General features: G+C 66.9%; 17 protein-coding genes. 4 read left to right on the top strand and 13 right to left on the bottom strand.

Annotated elements, in window-relative coordinates; translation table 11 throughout:
• Positions 1-164 precede the first annotated feature (164 nt).
• The 9 genes from J7I85_RS03230 to J7I85_RS03190 form a co-directional block, all read right to left on the bottom strand.
• On the bottom strand, positions 165-1,163 hold the full coding sequence (locus J7I85_RS03230) for an ABC transporter permease (RefSeq protein WP_214846476.1): 999 nt from the start codon (positions 1,161-1,163) through the stop codon (positions 165-167).
• Positions 1,153-1,878 carry an ABC transporter ATP-binding protein gene (locus tag J7I85_RS03225; protein ID WP_190603686.1) on the bottom strand — a complete coding sequence of 242 codons (726 nt, stop codon included), beginning with the start codon at positions 1,876-1,878 and terminating at the stop codon, positions 1,153-1,155. The genes J7I85_RS03230 and J7I85_RS03225 overlap by 11 nt, the downstream gene beginning before the upstream one ends.
• A gap of 56 nt (positions 1,879-1,934) precedes the next feature.
• Positions 1,935-3,089, bottom strand: a complete 1,155-nt coding sequence (locus tag J7I85_RS03220; protein WP_251023870.1) for an ABC transporter substrate-binding protein — start codon at positions 3,087-3,089, stop codon at positions 1,935-1,937.
• Between the two features lie 126 nt (positions 3,090-3,215).
• A complete protein-coding gene (locus tag J7I85_RS03215; protein WP_214846475.1) occupies positions 3,216-4,382 on the bottom strand; it encodes an RtcB family protein in 1,167 nt (388 codons plus the stop codon).
• Between the two features lie 138 nt (positions 4,383-4,520).
• A complete protein-coding gene (locus J7I85_RS03210) occupies positions 4,521-5,942 on the bottom strand; it encodes a sulfate adenylyltransferase subunit 1 (protein ID WP_251023869.1) in 1,422 nt (473 codons plus the stop codon).
• Positions 5,942-6,889, bottom strand: a complete 948-nt coding sequence (cysD, locus tag J7I85_RS03205; RefSeq protein ID WP_214846474.1) for a sulfate adenylyltransferase subunit CysD — start codon at positions 6,887-6,889, stop codon at positions 5,942-5,944. Before cysD ends, J7I85_RS03210 begins: the two co-directional genes overlap by 1 nt.
• Positions 6,886-7,629 carry a phosphoadenylyl-sulfate reductase gene (locus J7I85_RS03200; RefSeq protein ID WP_374102427.1) on the bottom strand — a complete coding sequence of 248 codons (744 nt, stop codon included), beginning with the start codon at positions 7,627-7,629 and terminating at the stop codon, positions 6,886-6,888. The genes cysD and J7I85_RS03200 overlap by 4 nt, the downstream gene beginning before the upstream one ends.
• Positions 7,593-9,332, bottom strand: coding sequence for a nitrite/sulfite reductase (locus tag J7I85_RS03195; RefSeq protein ID WP_214846472.1), 1,740 nt, complete (start codon positions 9,330-9,332; stop codon positions 7,593-7,595). The genes J7I85_RS03200 and J7I85_RS03195 overlap by 37 nt, the downstream gene beginning before the upstream one ends.
• A 145-nt stretch (positions 9,333-9,477) precedes the next feature.
• The gene (locus J7I85_RS03190; protein WP_214846471.1) at positions 9,478-10,335 is read right to left on the bottom strand and encodes a sirohydrochlorin chelatase; all 858 of its coding nucleotides are present in this window, start codon (positions 10,333-10,335) and stop codon (positions 9,478-9,480) included.
• Positions 10,336-10,395: 60 nt separating this feature from the next.
• On the opposite strand from J7I85_RS03190, the gene J7I85_RS03185 reads away from it, so the two are divergent.
• The gene (locus J7I85_RS03185) at positions 10,396-11,067 is read left to right on the top strand and encodes a trimeric intracellular cation channel family protein (RefSeq protein ID WP_214846470.1); all 672 of its coding nucleotides are present in this window, start codon (positions 10,396-10,398) and stop codon (positions 11,065-11,067) included.
• A 14-nt stretch (positions 11,068-11,081) separates the two neighbouring features.
• Positions 11,082-11,504 (top strand): hypothetical protein, encoded by a 423-nt coding sequence (locus J7I85_RS03180; protein WP_214846468.1) that lies wholly within the window; start codon positions 11,082-11,084, stop codon positions 11,502-11,504.
• Positions 11,505-11,607: 103 nt separating this feature from the next.
• Here J7I85_RS03180 and J7I85_RS25710 read toward each other — a convergent pair whose 3' ends face one another.
• The 4 genes from J7I85_RS25710 to J7I85_RS03160 all read right to left on the bottom strand — a co-directional run bounded on the left by J7I85_RS25710 (position 11,608) and on the right by J7I85_RS03160 (position 15,782).
• The gene (locus J7I85_RS25710; RefSeq protein WP_308159377.1) at positions 11,608-11,865 is read right to left on the bottom strand and encodes a DUF559 domain-containing protein; all 258 of its coding nucleotides are present in this window, start codon (positions 11,863-11,865) and stop codon (positions 11,608-11,610) included.
• A gap of 688 nt (positions 11,866-12,553) precedes the next feature.
• Positions 12,554-13,654, bottom strand: coding sequence for a polyprenyl synthetase family protein (locus J7I85_RS03170; protein WP_214846460.1), 1,101 nt, complete (start codon positions 13,652-13,654; stop codon positions 12,554-12,556).
• A 9-nt stretch (positions 13,655-13,663) separates the two neighbouring features.
• Positions 13,664-14,998 (bottom strand): geranylgeranyl reductase family protein, encoded by a 1,335-nt coding sequence (locus J7I85_RS03165; RefSeq protein WP_214846454.1) that lies wholly within the window; start codon positions 14,996-14,998, stop codon positions 13,664-13,666.
• A gap of 4 nt (positions 14,999-15,002) precedes the next feature.
• The gene (locus J7I85_RS03160; protein WP_308159383.1) at positions 15,003-15,782 is read right to left on the bottom strand and encodes a demethylmenaquinone methyltransferase; all 780 of its coding nucleotides are present in this window, start codon (positions 15,780-15,782) and stop codon (positions 15,003-15,005) included.
• A 119-nt stretch (positions 15,783-15,901) separates the two neighbouring features.
• Here J7I85_RS03160 and J7I85_RS03155 point away from each other — a divergent pair, with 119 nt between their 5' ends.
• A complete protein-coding gene (locus tag J7I85_RS03155; protein ID WP_214846451.1) occupies positions 15,902-17,224 on the top strand; it encodes an isochorismate synthase MenF in 1,323 nt (440 codons plus the stop codon).
• Positions 17,225-17,436: 212 nt separating this feature from the next.
• Complete coding sequence (locus J7I85_RS03150; RefSeq protein ID WP_214846449.1) at positions 17,437-18,240, top strand: ABC transporter substrate-binding protein; 804 nt, start codon at positions 17,437-17,439, stop codon at positions 18,238-18,240.
• The last annotated feature ends 56 nt before the right edge of the window (positions 18,241-18,296 follow it).

Genomic DNA, 18,296 nt, shown 5'->3' with positions numbered 1-18,296 from the left:
GGGCACTTTGGCGAGCATTTGAACCTGTGGGTGCCCAACTATCGGCGCGTCCCGTGTCAATCTGCCCCAGTTTGGTCGTGGAGAAGGCATCGCAGTGAGAACAGGCAGCAGAAAGCCCGACGGCGGGAGTCGCCGTCGGGCTTTCGGGTTCAGTGCGGAGGTGCTTAGCGGGTGCTGCCTGCCAGGAGGCCACGGCGCTGGAGCAGGCGCTTCTCGATCGGCGCGAACACCAGCAGCTCGATCAGGATGCCCACGGCCAGGATCAGGAGGATCGCGGACATCACGATGGTCATGTCGGCAAGGTCGCGGCCCTGGTTCAGCATGGAGCCGAGGCCGAAGCCGATGGTGCCGCCCACCGCGATGATTTCCGCGGCCATGAGTGAACGCCAGGAGAATGCCCAGCCCTGCTTGAGGCCACTGAGGTAGCCCGGAAGTGCCGCGGGAAGGATGATCTGCACGGCCATCTGCAGCCGCGACGCGCCCAGGACGGTGCCCACGCTGCGGTACTGCGGCGGGATCTGGTCAACACCGGAGATCAGGCCGTTGATGATGGACGGGATGGCGCCCATGAACACCACGAAGTACACCGTGGCGTCGGTGAGGCCGAACCAGATGATGGCGGCCGGCACCCAGGCCACAGACGGCAGAACCTGCAGGCCGGAAATCAGCGGCCCGAACGCCCTGCGCAGCGGCGCCACCTGGGCCAGGAGCAGCCCGACCGGTGTGGCGATCGCTACGCTAATCAGAAACCCCAGAAGCCCGCGCTGCAGCGACGTCCAGACAGCCTCCTGCAGCGACCCCTCAGCCCACAGCGCGCCGAACTGCTCCAGCACATCCATGGGGCCGGGCACCTGGTCGCGGCGCTTGAGGCCCAGCGAGACGTAGAACTGCCAGATGATGATCAGCACCACGACGGCGGCGATCGGCAGCAGGATCCGGCTCCAGTCGACGCGAACCTTGCGGACCGCATCCGATTGAAGCGAGTCCAGCCCGGATTCCAGTTCGCGCAGGTCCGCCGAGCCGGTGGAGGACCGGGTCAGAGCGGCGTGCACCTTCGTTGATCCGTTGGTTGAGCTTGTCGAAACCGTGGTCTCGGCAGGCTCGACCAGCGGGGGACCGGTCGTCTCGGGCGACTCCGCCACGGGAGATGAGTTACTTGGCATGGCGGCGGATCTCCTCTCGCAGCCGGGCGGTGATGACCCCGGTCAGCTGTCCGGCAAGACCGGCGTCGGTACGGTGTTCTTCGGTGACTTCCCATTCCTGCACCACGCGGCCTGGCCGGGAGGACAGCAGCAGGACGCGCTGGCCCAGCCGGACCGCCTCGCGCACGTTGTGGGTCACGAAGACGATGGTGCGTCCGGTTTCCTTCCAGATGCGCTCAAGTTCGTCATGCAGCAGGTCGCGGGTGATGGCGTCGAGCGCCGCGAACGGCTCATCCATGAGGAGTAGTTGGCGGTCCTGCGCGAGCGAGCGGGCCAAGGCCACGCGCTGGCGCATGCCGCCGGACAGCTCGTGCGGACGCCGGTCAGCCGCCTCGGCCAGGTGGACCAGTTCCAGCAGCTCGGCGGCCTTGACGCGCCGCTCGGCCTTGCCGACGCCACGCAGCTTCAGCGCCAGCTCCACGTTCTCGCGGGCGGTGAGCCACGGGAACAGGGCAGAGTCCTGGAACATGAAGGCGGCGCCGTCGCTGGGCACCTCAAGGGCGCCCGACGTCGGGAGTTCCAGTCCCGCCATGATGTTCAGCAAGGTGGACTTGCCACAGCCGGACGCACCGAGGAGTGCGACGAACTCGCCCCTGCCGATGGTGGCATTGACGTCGTCCAGCACCGGGGCGCCTTCGCCGAAGCGCTTGCCCAGGTTCTCCAGTACGACTGGCATGGTCCCGTCCTTTGTTCGTGAGGCGTTAAATACAGCGGCGCAGATGCGGGGCCGGGCTAGTCCTGGCCCAGCCCTGCAGCTGTGGTTTTTTCCGTGGCCACTGAATTCAGCGCCCGGAGATCGAAGAGGCCGTTGAGGTCGGCCTGCTTGGTGGTGCCGGCATCGACGCCGTCCTGCAGCAGCTTCTTGTACGTTCCCGCCAACGGGTCCACCGTGAACACGATGTTCTTCAGCGAGCGGTCAATGACGTTCTGCGCCAGTGCCTTGCCGGCGTCCTGTTTGAGGGCGGCGTTAACGACGGCGGACTTCTCGGCGGACGGGGTGTCATGGAGCCACTTCACGGCTTCGACATGGCCCCTGAGCAAGGCTTTCACGGTCTGCGGGTGCTCCGCGGCGAACTTCCTGTTCACGATCAGGATGGTGGTGGGGAACTCGCCCGGCTTGCCCGTCAGCGACCCGTCCCACAGGTCCTTCTCGTCCACCAGGACCTTCGCCCCGGCCTGCAGCACCAAACGGGAGGCCCACGGCTCAGGCACCCACGCGCCGTCGAGCTTGCCGTCCTGGAACAGCTTCAGCGTCTGGGCGTTCTCGGTCGGGTTGATCGCAACGTCCCCGCCGCCGTCGGGCGTGGTCTTGTAGCCCTGCTTGCCCAGCCAGGCGCGCAGCGCCACGTCCTGGGTGCCGCCCAGCTGCGGGGAGGCGAGGGTCTTGCCCTTGAGGTCCGCCGCGGTCTTGATTTCCGGCTTCACCACCAGCTGCGCGCCGCCGGAGGCCGCCCCGGCGATGACGCTGACGGACTCGCCCTTGCTCTTGACGAACGAGTTGATGGCCGGGTTCGGGCCGATGTACGTGGCATCGATCGCGCCCGCGTTCAGCGCCTCAATAGCGGCCGGGCCGGCGTTAAACACCTGGGTGCTGAGCTTGGTGTCCCCCAGGTTCTTGGCAATGAGGCCTTGCTTCACTCCGACCAGCGCCGGGGCGTGAGTGATGTTTCCGAAGTAGCCCAGCTTCAGCTCGGCTGCCGGGGTGCCCGCCGCGACTGGAGTCGCCGAGGCGTTGGAATCCCGGGCCACAGCCGACGCAACAACCGCTCCGACACTGATCAACAGGACCAGTCCGACGGCCAGCGCGACTTCCAAGGCGCGGCGGCGCTTGGGCGTCTGGCTTTCGCCGGCCACAATGCGGGTCATGCCCGGCCTGGAAGTACTCATGGATTCACCATAGGGACTGGCGTAAACACGGTTCAACGGAGCGGAAACCCGGGGTCACGCACGTTCATGCAACGTCATATTCGGCCATAAAAATCGGCCTGCCTGCGGGCCCCTGGAATTTCCGCGCTAATCCCCCTTGACATTGACCAGCTGGCGCAGCCGGTGCCGTACCTTCACGAGGTCCGCGGCGTCGTGCATGACCTGGTCGATGGGCTTGTAGGCGGCCGGGATCTCGTCGATGAACGCTTCGGTGGCCCGGAACTCGATGCCGTGCATGGCCTCCTTGAGCTGGGCCAGCGAGAATGCCTTGCGCGCCGCGTTACGCGAATACTCCCGGCCTGCACCGTGCGGTGAGGAGTTCAGGGAGGCGGTGTTGCCGAGTCCCTCCACGACGTAGGAAGCCGTACCCATTGATCCCGGAATCAGGCCGGGATCGCCGGCTTCGGCCTTGATGGCGCCCTTGCGCGACACCCAGACCGATTTTCCGTAATGCGTTTCCTGCTGGGTGAAGTTGTGGTGGCAGTTGATCCGCTCCGTCTCCCTGACCGTTCCGCCTACCCATTCACTGAACTGCCGGATCACGCGGTCCATCATTTCCTCGCGGTTCAGCAGGGCGAAGTGCTGGGCCCAGCGCAGCTCCTTGATGTACCGCGTGAACTCCGGTGTACCCTCCTCCAGGTACGCGAGGTCCGGGTCCTCCAGGGTGATGCGCTTGTCGCGGGCCACGCCCTGCGCCACCCTGATGTGATGCTGGGCTATTTTGTTGCCGATGCCGCGTGAGCCGGAGTGCAGGAACAGCCAGACGGCGTCGGTCTCGTCGGTGCACACCTCAATGAAGTGGTTGCCGGAGCCGAGTGAGCCAAGCTGCAGGTCCCATTTCGCCACGTACTGCGCCGGGTTGAATCCCGCCTTTTCGGCACGCCTGTGCAGTTCGGCGATGCGCGGCTCCGCAGTGGCCGTCACTTTGCGGTTGTTGTGGCCCGCGGACAGCGGAACGGCGCGCTCGATGTTCTCCCGCAGCGGCTTCCGGTCCCGCGGCAGGTCTTTGAGGGTGTACTGGGTCCGCACCGCGATCATGCCGCACCCGATGTCCACCCCCACGGCGGCCGGAATGATGGCGCCGAGCGTCGGGATGACGGATCCCACCGTTGCGCCCTTGCCCAGGTGCGCGTCCGGCATCAGCGCCAGGTGCGGGTAGATGAAGGGCAGGCGAGAGGTCGTCAGGGCCTGCTCGCGGGTCTTGTCGTCCAGGATTGATGCCCAGTTGATGAGCCGGCTGGTGATGGATTCCATGCTTCGCCTCCCACTGACGATCATGGTGGGGCGGGAGGTAGGTGGCAAGGGCAGCCCGGCACGCCGAAGTCGCGGGAACGCAGCGAGGCCGCCGTATCGATACGGCGACCTCGTGCGTTTCCGGCGTACTCGGCGGAATCAGATGCTGTAGCGCTCGTCCTCGTGGTCGCCCGGGTGGTCCTTGACCAGGCCGGCGGCGAGTGTGTTGCCGTCGAGCGGGTCGATCACCAGAAACGCGCCCGTGCGGCGGTGGTGCAGGTAGTTCTCGAGCGGCAGCGGGGCGGCGAGCCGGAGCTGCGCGTGGCCGATGTCGTTGAGCTCCAGGCTGGAGGCACCCTCGAGGTTGAAGGTAGCCAGGTCCAGCTTGCCGTTGACGCTGCGGACCAGGGCCTGCACGGTGCGGGTGCCGTGCTTGACCAGGACCTTGGCGCCCTCGCGGAGCGGCTTCGGGGACAGCCAGCACAGCTGGGCGTACAGGTCGGCAGTGCTTTCGCGGACGGTGCCGGCGGCGGCGATGGTGTCACCGCGGGCGACGTCGAATTCGTCGGCCAGCCGGATTGCCACAGACTGCGGGGCGGAGGCTTCCTCCAGCGAGGCACCGGCGAAGTCGATGCCGATGACGGTGGTGGTGCGCGGGTCCTGCCCGGGCGTCAGCACGCTGACCTTGTCCCCCACCTTCACGGAGCCTTCGGTGATCTGCCCGGCGTAGGCACGGTAGTCGCGGTATTCCTCGACGTCGAGCCCGCCGGCAACAGCGTCCGGTGCCAGCGCACCCTGCGGCCGGATCACCAGCTGCACGGGGAAGCGGAAGCTCTCCAGGTGGCTTTCGAGCTCGTCGGCGGCGGGCAGCGTCTCGAGGACCTCGAGCAGCGCCGGGCCGGTGTACCAGGGGGTGCGCTCCGAGCGCTCCACCACGTTGTCGCCGTCGAGCGCGGAAACGGGAACCACCAGCAGGTCGGTGATGCCGTCCGAACCCAGGCCAAGTTCACGGCCAACCTTTTGAACGTCGGCCTCGATTTCGCGGAACACGCTCTCGCTGAAGTCCACGAGGTCGATCTTGTTCACGGCCACGATCACGTGGGCCACACGCAGCAGCTGCAGCACGGACAGGTGCCGGCGGGTCTGCTCCAGGACACCCTTGCGGGCGTCAATGAGTACGACGACGGCATCCGCGGTGGATGCGCCGGTCACCGTGTTCTTGGTGTACTGCACGTGCCCGGGGCAGTCCGCGAGGATGAAGCTGCGGCGGTCCGTGGCGAAGTAACGGTACGCGACGTCGATGGTGATGCCCTGCTCGCGCTCGGCACGCAGGCCGTCGGTCAGCAGCGCCAGGTCGATGCCGCCGGCGGCACCGCCGAAACCGCGATCCGCGGAGGTGCGGGCAACGGCGTCGAGCTGGTCGGCGAGGATGGCCTTGGAGTCGTGCAGGAGGCGGCCCACCAAAGTGGACTTCCCGTCGTCGACCGATCCTGCGGTGGCGAAGCGGAACAGCGAGGCGGACGCGAGCGGGGCCTCGTCCAGGAGCGCCGCGGCGCGGGCGGTGTCAATGTCGGTAGTCATTAGAAGTAGCCGTCCTTCTTGCGGTCTTCCATGGCAGCCTCGGAGATGCGGTCATCCGCACGGGTGGCGCCACGTTCGGTGATGGTGGAGGCGGCAACTTCGATCACGACGTCGCGCACGGTGGCGGCGGCCGATTCGACGGCGCCGGTGCAGGACATGTCACCGACGGTCCGGTAGCGGACGGTCTTGGTGATGACTTCCTCATGCGGCAGCGGCTGGGAAACTTCACCAACGGCGCGCCACATGCCGTCGCGGGCGAAGACCTCGCGGTCGTGGGCGTAGTAGAGGCCCGGAAGTTCGATGTTTTCGCGCTCGATGTAGCGCCACACGTCCAGCTCGGTCCAGTTGCTGATGGGGAACGCACGGACGTGCTGGCCCACCGTGTGGCGGCCGTTGTACAGGTTCCACAGTTCGGGGCGCTGGTTGCGCGGGTCCCACTGGCCGAACTCGTCGCGGAGGCTCAGGATGCGCTCCTTGGCGCGGGCCTTGTCCTCGTCGCGGCGGCCGCCGCCGAAGACGGCGTCGAACTTGTTGGACTGGATGGCGTCCAGCAGCGGGACGGTCTGCAGCGGGTTGCGGGTGCCGTCGGCACGCTCGGCCAGCTCGCCGCGGTCAATGAACTCCTGCACGGAGCCGACGACGAGCTTCAGTCCCAGCCGATCCACCGTCCGGTCGCGGAAGTCAATGACCTCGGGGAAGTTGTGGCCGGTGTCCACGTGGAGCACGGGGAAGGGAACCTTGCCCGGCCAGAACGCCTTGGTGGCCAGGTGCAGCATGACCACGGAGTCCTTGCCGCCGGAGAACAGCAGCGCCGGCTTCTCGAACTCGGCCACAACCTCGCGGATGATGTGGATCGCTTCGGATTCGAGGGTGTCCAGGCTGGAGAGGCGCGTTGATGCAGCTGCGTCGGTCACCAGGGTGGGCTCCTCAGTTAGGAAAGTGCTCATACGTGTAGTCCGCATTCTGTCTTGTCGGATCCTGCCCAGCGGCCGGCGCGGGGGTCATCGCCGGGCGCCACCTTGCGGGTGCAGGGCTGGCAGCCAATGGACGGGTAGCCCTGTGAAAGCAGCGGGTTGACGGGAAGGAGGTTGTCGTCCGAGAACTGCACCAGCTGGTCGAACGTCCAGGCGGCCATGGGGTTGACCTTGACCAGGCCGTTGGCTTCGTCCCAGGTGATGAGCGGGGTGTTGGTGCGGGTGGGTGCCTCGTCGCGGCGGACGCCGGTGAACCACAGCTCGTAGCCGGCGAGCGTGCGGCGGAGCGGGGCCACCTTGCGCAGGGCGCAGCACTGGGCGGCGTCGCGGGCGAACAGGTCCTTGCCCAGGAGCCGGTCCTGCTGCTCCACGGTGTTCTCGGGGAGCACGTCCACCACGTTGACGCGGAGGTTTGCGGCCACCTCGTCGCGCGTGGCGTAGGTTTCCGGGAAGTGGTAGCCGGTCTCCAGGAACAGGACGTCGACGCCGGGAAGCTGGTCAGCGACCAGCGCCGGCAGGACGGCGTCGGCCATGGAGCAGGCGACGGCGACGGCGGGCATGTCGAAGTTGCGCTCGACCCAGGCGATGACGTCGCGGGCCGGGGCGTCCCAGCCGAGCTCGGCGGCGCCGGCCTCGGCGAGGGCCTTCAGCTCCTCGTGCGAGCGGAGTGCGGTGGTCACTGGAGTGCCTCCTCGTCCGCTGCGTGGGCCCACTCGGCGAAGGTCTGGCCCTCGGCACGGTCGGCGACGAACTTCCGGACAACCCGTTCGACGTAGTCGGGCAGGTCGGCGACGTACACCTTCAGGCCGCGGACGGTGCGTCCCAGGCCGGCCTCTTCGCGTTCGTTGGAAGCCAGCCCGCCGCCCAGGTGAACCTGGAAACCCGGGGTGGGATCGCCGTCGGGCGTGGGCAGCATCATGCCCTTGAGTCCGATGTCCGCGGTCTGGATGCGGGCGCAGGAGTTGGGGCAGCCGTTGATGTGCAGCGACAGGGCCTGCGGGAGCTGGCCGCTGTCCGCGAGGTCGGCGAGCCGACGTTCCAGCTCTGCGACGGCCGTGGCCGCGGTGACCTTGGTTTCGACGATGGCCAGCTTGCAGTATTCGATGCCGGTGCAGGCGATGGTGCCGCGGCGGAACACGGACGGGCGGGCGGACAGGCCCAGTGCGTCGAGTTCGGCCACGAGCGGCTCCACCTCGTCCTTGGGAACGTCCAGCACCACGATCTTCTGGTGCGGCGTGGTGCGCAGGCGGCGCGAGCCGCGGGCCTCGAGGGTGTCGGCGAGCTTTACCAGCTGCGCGCCGGAGAGGCGGCCGGCAATGGGGGTGGCACCGATGAAGAACTTGCCGTCCTTCTGCTCGTGCACGCCCACGTGGTCGCCCGGGGTGGACGGCTTGGGCGCGGCGGGGCCGTCAGCCAGCTTGTAGCCGAGGTATTCGTCCTCGAGGATCTGGCGGAACTTCTCCGGACCCCAGTCGGCCATGAGGAACTTCAGGCGCGCCTTGGTGCGCATGCGGCGGTAGCCGTAGTCACGGAAGATGCTGGTGACGCCGAGCCACACGTCCGCTGCCTGCTCAGGCGTAACAAAGGCGCCGAGGCGCTTGCCGAGCATCGGGTTGGTGGAGAGGGCGCCGCCGGCCCAGAGGTCGTAGCCGATGCCGAGTTCGGGGTGCTTGACGCCAACGAGGGCGAAGTCGTTGATCTCGTGCACCACGTCCTGGCTGGGGTGGCCCGTGATGGCGGTCTTGTACTTGCGCGGCAGGTTGGACAGCAGCGGGTTGCCGATGAACCGCTCGCCCAGCTCTTCGATGAGCGGGGTGGGGTCGATGATCTCGTCCTTGGCGATGCCGGCCACGGGCGAGCCGAGGATGACGCGCGGAACGTCGCCGCAGGCTTCGGTGGTGGACAGGCCGTTGCTCTCGAGGCGGCGCCAGATCTCCGGGATGTCCTCCACACGGATCCAGTGCAGCTGGATGTTCTGGCGGTCCGTGAGGTCCGCGGAGTCACGTGCGAAGTCCACGGAAATCTGGCCGATGACGCGCAGCTGCTCGGTGGTCAGCGCACCGCCGTCGATCCGGACGCGGAGCATGAAGTACTTGTCCTCAAGCTCATGCGGCTCCAGCGTTGCTGTCTTGCCGCCGTCGATCCCGGGCTTGCGCTGCGTGTACAGCCCCCACCAGCGGAAGCGGCCGTGCAGGTCCTGGCCGGGGATGGCGTCGAACCCTTCCTTGGCATAGATGGACTCGATACGCTCGCGGACGTTGAGGCCGTCGTCTTCCTGCTTCCAGGTTTCGTTGGCGTTCAGCGGGGTGGTTCCGTCCACCTTCCACTGGCCGTGAGGCTTGGCGGCGGGGCGGGAGGCACGGGCCGGGCGCGCGGGCTTGTCCGTGGCCGCTCCGGCTAGAGCTGTATCAGTCATGCATCGACTGTAAAGCCGCCCGGAAACACGTCACAAAGACCCGGAAATGCTAAGTCACCTAAGGAAACATTTCGTCATGACTCGCCGGGAGGCCTTGAACGGCACCGCTGGCTGTGCTTCGGACGACTGTGCTTCCCGGTGCTTTTCAGGACCTGACGGCGTGGGCCGCCAGCGCGGCGTCGTAGCGTTCCAGCGCGATCTCCGCGAGCACCGGCGAGGGCAGCAGCGGCTCGGTCACCAGGTCCGCCCCGGCCTTGGCGAGCTGGTCGTGGAAGAAGCCCGGTGCCAGGAGGTACGAGGCCACCACCACGCGGCCGCCAACGCTTACGCCCCCGGCAGACTCCCCCGCCCCGGCGCCACCCGCGGCTTCCTCGCGGAGCATGGCGACTGCTTCGGGCACGGACGGCTTGGCCGAGGCACCGTAGGCGGGGACGATCCGGTTGGAGCGCAGGGCCCGCAGCTGGTCGGCCAGTTCCTCGACGCTGACCGCCGCGTTCGGGTTGGACGAGCCCGCGGCGGCGAGGACGATCGAGTCGTTGTCCGTAACACCGGCCTCCCGCAGCCGCTGGTCCAGCAGGGCGGCGAGGCGGGGGTCTGGTCCCAGCGGCGCCGCGGCTGCCGTGCCCGGCCGGCTCTTGACGGCCTTCGCGATGTCCACCTTCACGTGGTAGCCCACACTGAGCAGCAAGGGCACGACGACGGCGGAGGCACCGGCGGTGCCAGGCCCGCCGACGGTCCGGGGTGCTGAGCCTATGGAGGTGACGCCGCGCGCTGAGGCGGCGGCAGCAGCGCCGTCGGCCGTTACTACGGACACTGCTGCGGGATCCTCTGGGAGCCCGGCCACCACGTCAACCAGATCGGGCTGCTGGACGTCCACATACGCTTCGCGGACGTCGAGCCCGGGGCGCAGCGCGGCGATGGCGTCGCGGAGTGCGTTGACCTCGGCGGCTCCCTGCGCATTGGAGGTCCCATGGGCACAGGCAATCAGGATCGGGCTATTCATAGGGGCTAGCGTAACGTTGGAGCTGCACTGTCCGCCCCTTGAAATATGCCGGGACGCTCCATGACATTCTCTTTTGACCTCGCCCTGGCATGGCTGGACCTGGCCGGCATCTTCTTTTTCGCGGTATCCGGATCGCTGCTCGCCGCGCGGAAGCAGTTCGACGTCATCGGGTCCCTCTTGCTCGCCTCCCTGGTCTCTCTGGGCGGCGGCGTGATCCGCGACATCATCCTCAACTCCGGCCCGCCCGCCGCGTTCAGCAACCCGGCCTATCTGGTGCCGCCGCTGCTGGCCACCGGGCTGGTGTACTTCCTGTTCTCCAGCGTGCAGCGCTTCACCTCGCTCCTCATCCTGTTCGACGCCGCCGGCCTGGCCCTTTTCTGCATCACGGGGACACTCAAGGCGCTGTCCTTCGGAATAAACCCCGTCGCCGCCGTGCTGCTCGGGGTCACGACGGCGGTGGGCGGCGGACTGCTGCGCGACATCACCGCCAACGAGGTGCCCCAGCTGTTCGATGCCCGGGACCTTTACGCGCTGCCTGCCTTCACGGGGGCCGCGCTGACCGCAGTCCTGTGGCTGCTGGGTGCCTTCAACGCCCTCTCGGCGTGCGCCGTGGCGGCCCTGGTCTTCGCGTTCCGGGTGGTGGCCTGGCGCCGGTCATGGCGCATTCCGCTGGCCGTCCGCGGATGGCACCGGCTGGGGCTCGAACCCGGCAATTCGAGGGGCCGGAATTAGCTAGGATAAGAGCCATGACTGACATGTTCCTCGAGAAGTTCCGTGCGCTTGTTCCAAAGTATCTCGAAGACGAATGGCAGGAAGAGGACGGGCTTTCCCCCGAGGAACTGGACGCGGAGCTCTCCGATCACAAATTCACCATCCCCCTGGTGCTGCGCGAGTTCTACCTGGCACTCGGCGGGTGCGAGGACCTCATGGAGGCCTACCACTACTTCTGGGACCCCGAGGAACTCGAGGTGGACGACGAAGGCTTCCTCATGTTCCTCGAGGACGAGGAAGAAAACTTCACCTGGGGCTTCCGCACCGGCGACCTGAGCGTTCCCGACCCCATCGTCTACCGCCGGAACAACGCCCGCGGCCAGTGGAAGAGCGAGGAAGGCACCTTCTCGGAGTTCGTCTTCGACATGTTCGACTGGGCCTTCAACGACGAGGACTAGTTTTTGCTGCCGTCCTGACCCTGTTTGCCCGCGAACGGCCGCGACTCGCCGCTTTAGTCGGCGTGTCGCGGGACCCGTGACCGCAAGGTCGGTCACGACGGCGTCACTCAGGGGCAAACCTGCCAAGTGTTCGCAGACGGAGCACCGCCAGGACCTCTTCCACCACGGCCTCGCGGTGATAGACCACGTCATCGTAGTAATAGCGCAGTGTGAGAAAGCCCCCGCGCATGCCGGCATTGTTTCTCCGCTGATCTTTCTTGACCTCCCGGGGTTCAAAGTGCGTGGACCCGTCCAGCTCCACCACGAGGCATTCCTCAACCAGGCAGTCAACCTCGCCCACGCCTGGCAGGGGAACATGCATGCGGACAGTGAGTCCGGCCCGGACAAAGTGGGTATGGGCCAGGACCTCCAACACGGAATCTGCCCGCGGTATCCGCCGACACGCAGGTGAGCCGGCCGTTCGCCCTGAAGGCGGCTAGGACACCGTCGTCCGCCGTGTGCAGTGCGTAAACCCCCCGCAGTGGCCGGTACAGTCGGCCGGATTGCACCGCAGCCTCAAGGGCGGGACGGCGGAACCCGGCGCAAAATAGGTCTCCCCTTTTAGCCGCTCCCCCGCGGCGAACCAGATATTTCTCAAGGTCCATCACTCCACGGTCCGCGCGCCCAAGGCTGTTGGGGAGCCGCGGGTTTGCCTATGTGCACAAGAGACCCGGTCCGTCGTGACCCGGTTTCACGGCCGGCTCCTCAGGACACGCCATGGCGACGGCGTGTCTTTCAGTGCGGGTGACCAAACAGGGTCAGGACGGCGGCATCGAAGGTGTGTGACACGCCGATTAACAACATATTTTGTGAATATGACAAATCTGTCATAAAGTGTTCTTGGATCCACTGAATGCCTCCGGTGGATCTGATGCGAACGGAGAGACGGTCCCGGTTCCGCGCAACGTTTGACTCGTAACGCTGCAAGGAACCGGGGCCGTTCCGTTTAAGCCGGTCGAGGCAGAAGGGCCCAGCACCCCTTGGGAAGCGGCGCCCTACCTTGAGCTGTCCTAGCTGGCGCGGTCCACCACTGCGTGCGCGAAGCTGGACAGCGAGGCCTTCACAACGCCTTCGGGCAGCGGGTCCAATGCTGCGATGGCGTCGGCCGCCCAGGCACGGGCCACCACCCAGGATTCCGCCGCGACGGGGTGCTCGCGCAGCCCGGCGACGGCTTTGGCGAGGGCCTCATCCGAGGAGAGGTCGCCGTCGATCAGCTTGAGAAGTTCGACGGCGGACTCGTCACCGTCCGCTGCGGCCTTACGGAGCAGCAGCACAGGCAACGTGGGAACGCCCTCACGCAGGTCCGTGCCCGGGGATTTGCCGGACTTGACCTTGACACCCGTGACGTCGATGACGTCATCGGCAAGCTGGAAGGCCACGCCCACCTTTTCGCCGTACTGCACCAGGACGTCCTCGTAGGCCTCGTCGGCGCCGGAGAAGATGGCACCGAACTGGCCGGAGGCCGCCACCAGCGAACCGGTCTTGTCGGCAATCACGGACAGGTAGTGCTCCACCGGGTCCTCGTCCGGGCGCGGCCCGACGGTTTCGTGCAGCTGGCCCAGGCACAGCCGCTCGAAGGTCCGGGCCTGGATGCCGAGCGCGCGGCCGCCCAGCTCGGACACAAGGATGGAGGCGCGGGCGAAGATGAGGTCACCGGTGAGAACGGCCACTGAGTTGCCCCAGACCTCGTGGGCCGTGGGTGCTCCCCGGCGGAAGGGCGCGGAGTCCATGACGTCGTCGTGATACAGCGTGGCCAGGTGCGTCAGCTCAACCACGACGGCGGCCTGCACCACCGCGGGCAGCGACGCGTCACCCAGGTGGGCACAGAGCAGGGTCAGCAGGGGGCGGATGCGCTTGCCGCCGGCTTCCACGAGGTGACGCGACGTTGCGTCAGCCAGGGGGTCGGAGTTGGCGATGGCTTCGCGGAGTTTCTTCTCCACCCGGGCCAGGTTGGTGGTGAGGGCAGGACCCAGGTCGGGGTCTTCCGCGATAGCCGCGAAGCCTGCCGGCAGCTGCAGTCCGGTGGCGATGGCAGTGGTGTTGAGGCTGGGTTCGGAGTCCGGCAGGCCATGCCCGGCGTGCGTCCAGCTGTGGTTCGCGGAGTTGGTCACGGGTTAACCCTAACTTTTTGTTGCGGAAACCGCTGATTTGGAGCCGGAGGGGGCAAGGGCGGAAGAGTTGGAGGTGGCCGGGACCAACCGTTCGAGCACACGGATCACGCGGTCCTCGAAGCCCTTGGCCGAAGGGTCGGTCAGGTTGGCCAGCAGCCGGACCACGAAGCGCATCAGCACGGGAATGGGCATCCCGGTCCGCAGAGCCAGCTTCATGACAGCGGGCTTCCCGATCAGCGCTGCGAAGGCACGCCCCAGCGTGAAGTGGGATCCCCACTGTTCACGCACATAGTCGGCGTACCCTGCGAGCCGGGCGTCGGCGTCGGACGCGTTCCAGCCGCCTGAAGCAGAACGGGAGCTGGCGTCAATGATGAACTCGGCGGCGAAGCGGGCGGACTCCATGGCGTAGGAGATGCCCTCACCGTTGAACGGGGACACCATGCCGCCGGCGTCGCCGAGGAGCAGAAGGCCGGGCGAGTAGTGCGGGGTGCGGTTGAAGCCCATGGGCAGGGCGGCGCCACGGATCTCCCCCACCTGGTTCTCCGGGGTGAAGCCCCACTCGGCGGGCATGCCGGCGGTCCACTCGCGGAGCACCTGCTTGTAGTCCAGCTTGCCGAACTCCTTGGAGGAGTTGAGGATGCCCAGGCCCACGTTGGACGTGCCGTCGCCGACGCCGAACACCCAGCCGTAGCCGGGCAGGAGCTTGCCGTCGCGGCCGGGAAGTTCCAGCCAGCCTTCCATCCAGTCGTCGTCATGCCGCGGCGAGGTGAAGTAGGTGCGGACGGCGACGCCCAGGGGCCGGTCGTCGCGCTTCTGGATGCCGAGGGAGACGGCGGTGCGGGTGGAGTTGCCGTCGGCAGCAAGCACGACGTCGGCGCTGAAGTCGAGCGTCTCCCCCGTCTTCCGTCCGGACTCGTCCAGGATCGCTGCGCGCACGCCCGTCACCCGGCCGTCACCGTTGCTGAGCGCCTCGGTCACGCTGTGGCGTTCCAGCACGGTGGCGCCGGCGGCCTGCGCGTGCCGGGCAAGTTCCTCGTCGAAGCCCAGGCGGGTACGGATCAGGCCGTACTGCGGAAAATCGGACACCTCAGGCCACGGCAGTTCAATGCTTCGGCCGCCAGCGAGCAGGCGCAGTCCCTTGTTCCGGCGCCAGCCGTCCTGTTCGGGGTGCGGCAGGCCGAGCTTCTGGATCTCGCGGACAGCCCGCGGAGTGAGGCCGTCGCCGCACACTTTTTCGCGCGGGAAGCTGGTCTTTTCCAGGACCGTGATGTCGATGCCGGCTTTGGCGAGATAATACGCGGCGGTGGATCCGGCGGGACCCGCGCCAACAATCAGTACTTTCACAGTGTCAGCGGGCGGTCCGCGGGAGGTTGCGGCGCAGTTTGGCCACCGGGCCGGTGTGGGCGGCGATGGCTTCCACCGAGCCGTTGCCCGTGAGGGGCTTGTGGGCGCGGTGGATTGCCACGATGCCGCCGCTCAGGTTGCGGTAGGTGACGTCTTCCCAGCCGGCGTCCTTCAGCCACGCGGCGAGGTGGTCCTGGTCCGGCCAGGCCCGGATGGACTCGGCCAGGTAGACGTATGCATCCGGGTTGGAGGAGACCTTGGTGGCGATGGCCGGCAGGGCGCGCATGAGGTATTCGGTGTACATGGTGCGCCACAGCGGAACCACGGGCTGGGAGAACTCGGCGATGACCAGCTTGCCGCCCGGCTTAGTCACGCGGAGCATCTCGGCCAGGGCCTTCTTGGGCTCGTTGACGTTGCGCAGGCCGAAGGAGATGGTGCTGGCATCGAAGGTGTTGTCGGCGAAGGGCAGGTTGGTGGCGTCGCCGGCGATGAAGTCGATGTCGGGGCGGCGGCGCTTTCCGACCTTGAGCATGCCGAGGGAGAAATCGCAGGCCACCACGTTTATGCCGGCATCGGCATATGGCTCGCTGGAGGTTCCCGTTCCGGCGGCCAGGTCCAGGACCCACTGGCCGGCCCGAACATCCATGGCTTCGACCACAACCTTGCGCCACCGGCGCGTCTGCCCCATCGAGAGGACATCGTTGACGACGTCGTATTTGGGTGCGACGTCGTCAAACATCGTGGCTACTTCGTCCGGACGCTTATCCAAGGATGCTCGGTTCACCATGACATTGTCTCAAAAGTTCCGCAGGCTCCGTGACACAGGCATCCCCGGGCGTGGTGGACCGGCTGATCCGCCGCGAAACAGTCCCAACCTGCTGTGCGGAGTACTGTTGACCCATCATGACCAGCACGCTCCGCACCCTGACAGTCCCTTTGGATGGAGAATCGGCTCCCGAGGGGCTGCCGTCGTATCTGGTCCGGGATGACGTTCTGTGCTGGACCCGGCGCGAGGCCGGTCTGGTGGGCTTCGGCGAGGCGGCGCGCTTCACCGCCACGGGCCCCGAGCGGTTCCTCGAGGCGGACATCTGGTGGCGCCACCTGGTCATTGAGGCAGACATCACCGATCATGTGGAATGCCCCGGCACCGGCCCGGTTGCCTTCGGTTCCTTCGCGTTCTCCAAGGCTTCCGCCCACGAATCCCGCCTGATCGTGCCGGAGATCGTAGTGGGCGTCCGGGACGGGCGTGCCTGGCTCACCCAAATAACGGCCGACGACGGCGAACTCACCGAGGCGGGCGCGTTCGCCGCCCTGAAGGGGTGGCTGGAGTCGGACCCGGCCGCCGCCGTCGTACATCCGGACCCGGCCACGCTCCCAGACCAGGCCACACTGAAAACCGGGTCCCTCAGCGAAGAGGACTGGATGGATGCCGTCACCGCCGGCGTCGCCGAAATCCGCACCGGGAAACTGGAGAAGCTGGTCCTGGCGCGGGACATCGTGGCCACTGTTCCGGAGGGTGTGAACGCGTCCGAGGTGCTGCGGCAGCTGGCCGAACGGTACCGGGAATGCTGGACCTACGGCGTGGACGGCCTCGTGGGGGCCACGCCGGAAATGCTCATCCAGGTGGAGGGCCGCACCGCACAGGCCCGGGTGCTCGCCGGGACGCTGGACCGCCGGGACGCCGTGGGCGAGGCCGGGCTGCCGCTGGACTACGCCGAGCGGGTCCTGGCCGGATCCGAGAAGCAGCGGCACGAGCACGAGATCGCCATCCAGTCGCTGACCACCCAGCTCGCGCCCTTCTCCGAGGCGATGAATGCCCACGACGAGCCGTTCATCCTGGAGTTGCCCAACGTGTGGCACCTCGCGTCCGACGTCAAGGCCGAGCTCGCCGAGGTGGAGGGCCACGTGCCCACGTGCCTTGCCCTGATCAACGCGCTGCATCCCACCGCCGCCGTGTGCGGCACGCCCACGCAGGTGGCGGGGGCACTGATCCGGAAACTCGAACACCTGGACCGGGGCCCGTATGCCGGTCCAGTCGGCTGGTTGGACGCCGCCGGCAACGGCGAGTGGGGCATCGCGTTGCGTGGCGCCGTCATCGAGTCCCCCACTACCGTTCGGCTCTATGCCGGGTGCGGAATTGTCGAGGGCTCGCAGCCCGAGGCGGAGCTCGCGGAGACGTGGGCCAAGTTCCGGCCGATGCTGGAGTCGCTGAAGATCAGCAGCTGATCTGATCCGGGCGGCCATCTGCGCCCCACGCCTACTGTCGAGGGCGGAGCGCGTCCGGGATTCCGGACAGGCCTACGATAAAAGCCCTTGAAAAACATTGTGGTTTAGTTATCAAATAGTGAAACTTAGTTTTCTGTGATGCACATCTCCTCTTCGGCGATACACTATGAACCGATTTAGTTCCGCATACCCCTGCAACAAAAGGTAAAGAAATGCAGCTCAAGTCCTGTGCCACGGCCAAATTCAGCGCCAAGGCAGCCGCAATCCTCGCCGTCGGGGCCATCAGCCTCACCGCTTGCGGCGGTGGCTCCACCCCGGCTGCCACGAGCAGCAGCGGCGTGCAGCTCATCAATGCCGGAAAGCTCACCATCTGCTCCGACGTCCCCTACGAGCCCTTCGAATTCCAGAAGGATGGCAAGATCGTGGGCTTCGACATGGACATCGCCGGCGAACTGGCCAAGGACATGAAGGCCGAAGTCAACGTGGTGGACAGCTCCTTCGAGGCCATCGAGACCGGCACCGCACTCACCGGCTGCGACGTCTCCATCTCTTCCGTTTCCATCACGGATACCCGCAAGGCCCTCATGGACTTCTCCGATCCCTACCTGAACGACGACCTGACCCTCGTGGCATCCGAGGCCTCCGGCATCACGAACGTCGACGGCGCCAAGGGTAAGAAGGTTGGCGTCCAGCAGGCCACCACGGGTGCCAAGTACGCGAAGGACAAGGGCCTCGACGCACAGCAGTTTGAGGACACCGGCCTCCTGGTCCAGGCGCTCAAGGCCGGCACCATCGACGCTGCCCTGGGCAACCAGTCGGTCCTCGGCTACGCCATCAAGGATGACTCCAAGTTCAAGCGTGTCGAGAACTACGCCACCGGGGAAAAGCTCGGCATCGCGGTCAAGAAGGGCAACACCGCCATGCTCGACCAGGTCAACACGACACTGAAGCGCCTGACCGACGACGGAAGCCTCAAGAAGTTCGAGACCAGCTGGTTCGGCGAAGCCACCAAGTAACCGGCGCGCCTGACACCTACGCGGCAGGGGCCCCGTCCGGGATCTGTTCAGCAGTC

It is taken from the genome of Arthrobacter sp. ISL-65, assembly GCF_018613795.1.
Classification (GTDB): Bacteria; Actinomycetota; Actinomycetes; order Actinomycetales; family Micrococcaceae; genus Arthrobacter.
Note: the sequence above shows the minus strand (reverse complement) of the source record. Positions and strands in the feature narration are given on the sequence as shown.

Excerpts from the sequence above, each read along its gene's own strand:
- J7I85_RS03230 (WP_214846476.1), bottom strand. The coding sequence starts at position 1,163 with ATGCCAAGTAACTCATCTCCCGTGGCGGAGTCGCCCGAGACGACCGGT.
- J7I85_RS03225 (WP_190603686.1), bottom strand. The coding sequence starts at position 1,878 with ATGCCAGTCGTACTGGAGAACCTGGGCAAGCGCTTCGGCGAAGGCGCC.
- J7I85_RS03220 (WP_251023870.1), bottom strand. The coding sequence starts at position 3,089 with ATGAGTACTTCCAGGCCGGGCATGACCCGCATTGTGGCCGGCGAAAGC.
- J7I85_RS03215 (WP_214846475.1), bottom strand. The coding sequence starts at position 4,382 with ATGGAATCCATCACCAGCCGGCTCATCAACTGGGCATCAATCCTGGAC.
- J7I85_RS03210 (WP_251023869.1), bottom strand. The coding sequence starts at position 5,942 with ATGACTACCGACATTGACACCGCCCGCGCCGCGGCGCTCCTGGACGAG.
- cysD (WP_214846474.1), bottom strand. The coding sequence starts at position 6,889 with ATGAGCACTTTCCTAACTGAGGAGCCCACCCTGGTGACCGACGCAGCT.
- J7I85_RS03195 (WP_214846472.1), bottom strand. The coding sequence starts at position 9,332 with ATGACTGATACAGCTCTAGCCGGAGCGGCCACGGACAAGCCCGCGCGC.
- J7I85_RS03190 (WP_214846471.1), bottom strand. The coding sequence starts at position 10,335 with ATGAATAGCCCGATCCTGATTGCCTGTGCCCATGGGACCTCCAATGCG.
- J7I85_RS03185 (WP_214846470.1), top strand. The coding sequence starts at position 10,396 with ATGACATTCTCTTTTGACCTCGCCCTGGCATGGCTGGACCTGGCCGGC.
- J7I85_RS03180 (WP_214846468.1), top strand. The coding sequence starts at position 11,082 with ATGACTGACATGTTCCTCGAGAAGTTCCGTGCGCTTGTTCCAAAGTAT.
- J7I85_RS25710 (WP_308159377.1), bottom strand. The coding sequence starts at position 11,865 with ATGCATGTTCCCCTGCCAGGCGTGGGCGAGGTTGACTGCCTGGTTGAG.
- J7I85_RS03155 (WP_214846451.1), top strand. The coding sequence starts at position 15,902 with ATGACCAGCACGCTCCGCACCCTGACAGTCCCTTTGGATGGAGAATCG.
- J7I85_RS03150 (WP_214846449.1), top strand. The coding sequence starts at position 17,437 with ATGCAGCTCAAGTCCTGTGCCACGGCCAAATTCAGCGCCAAGGCAGCC.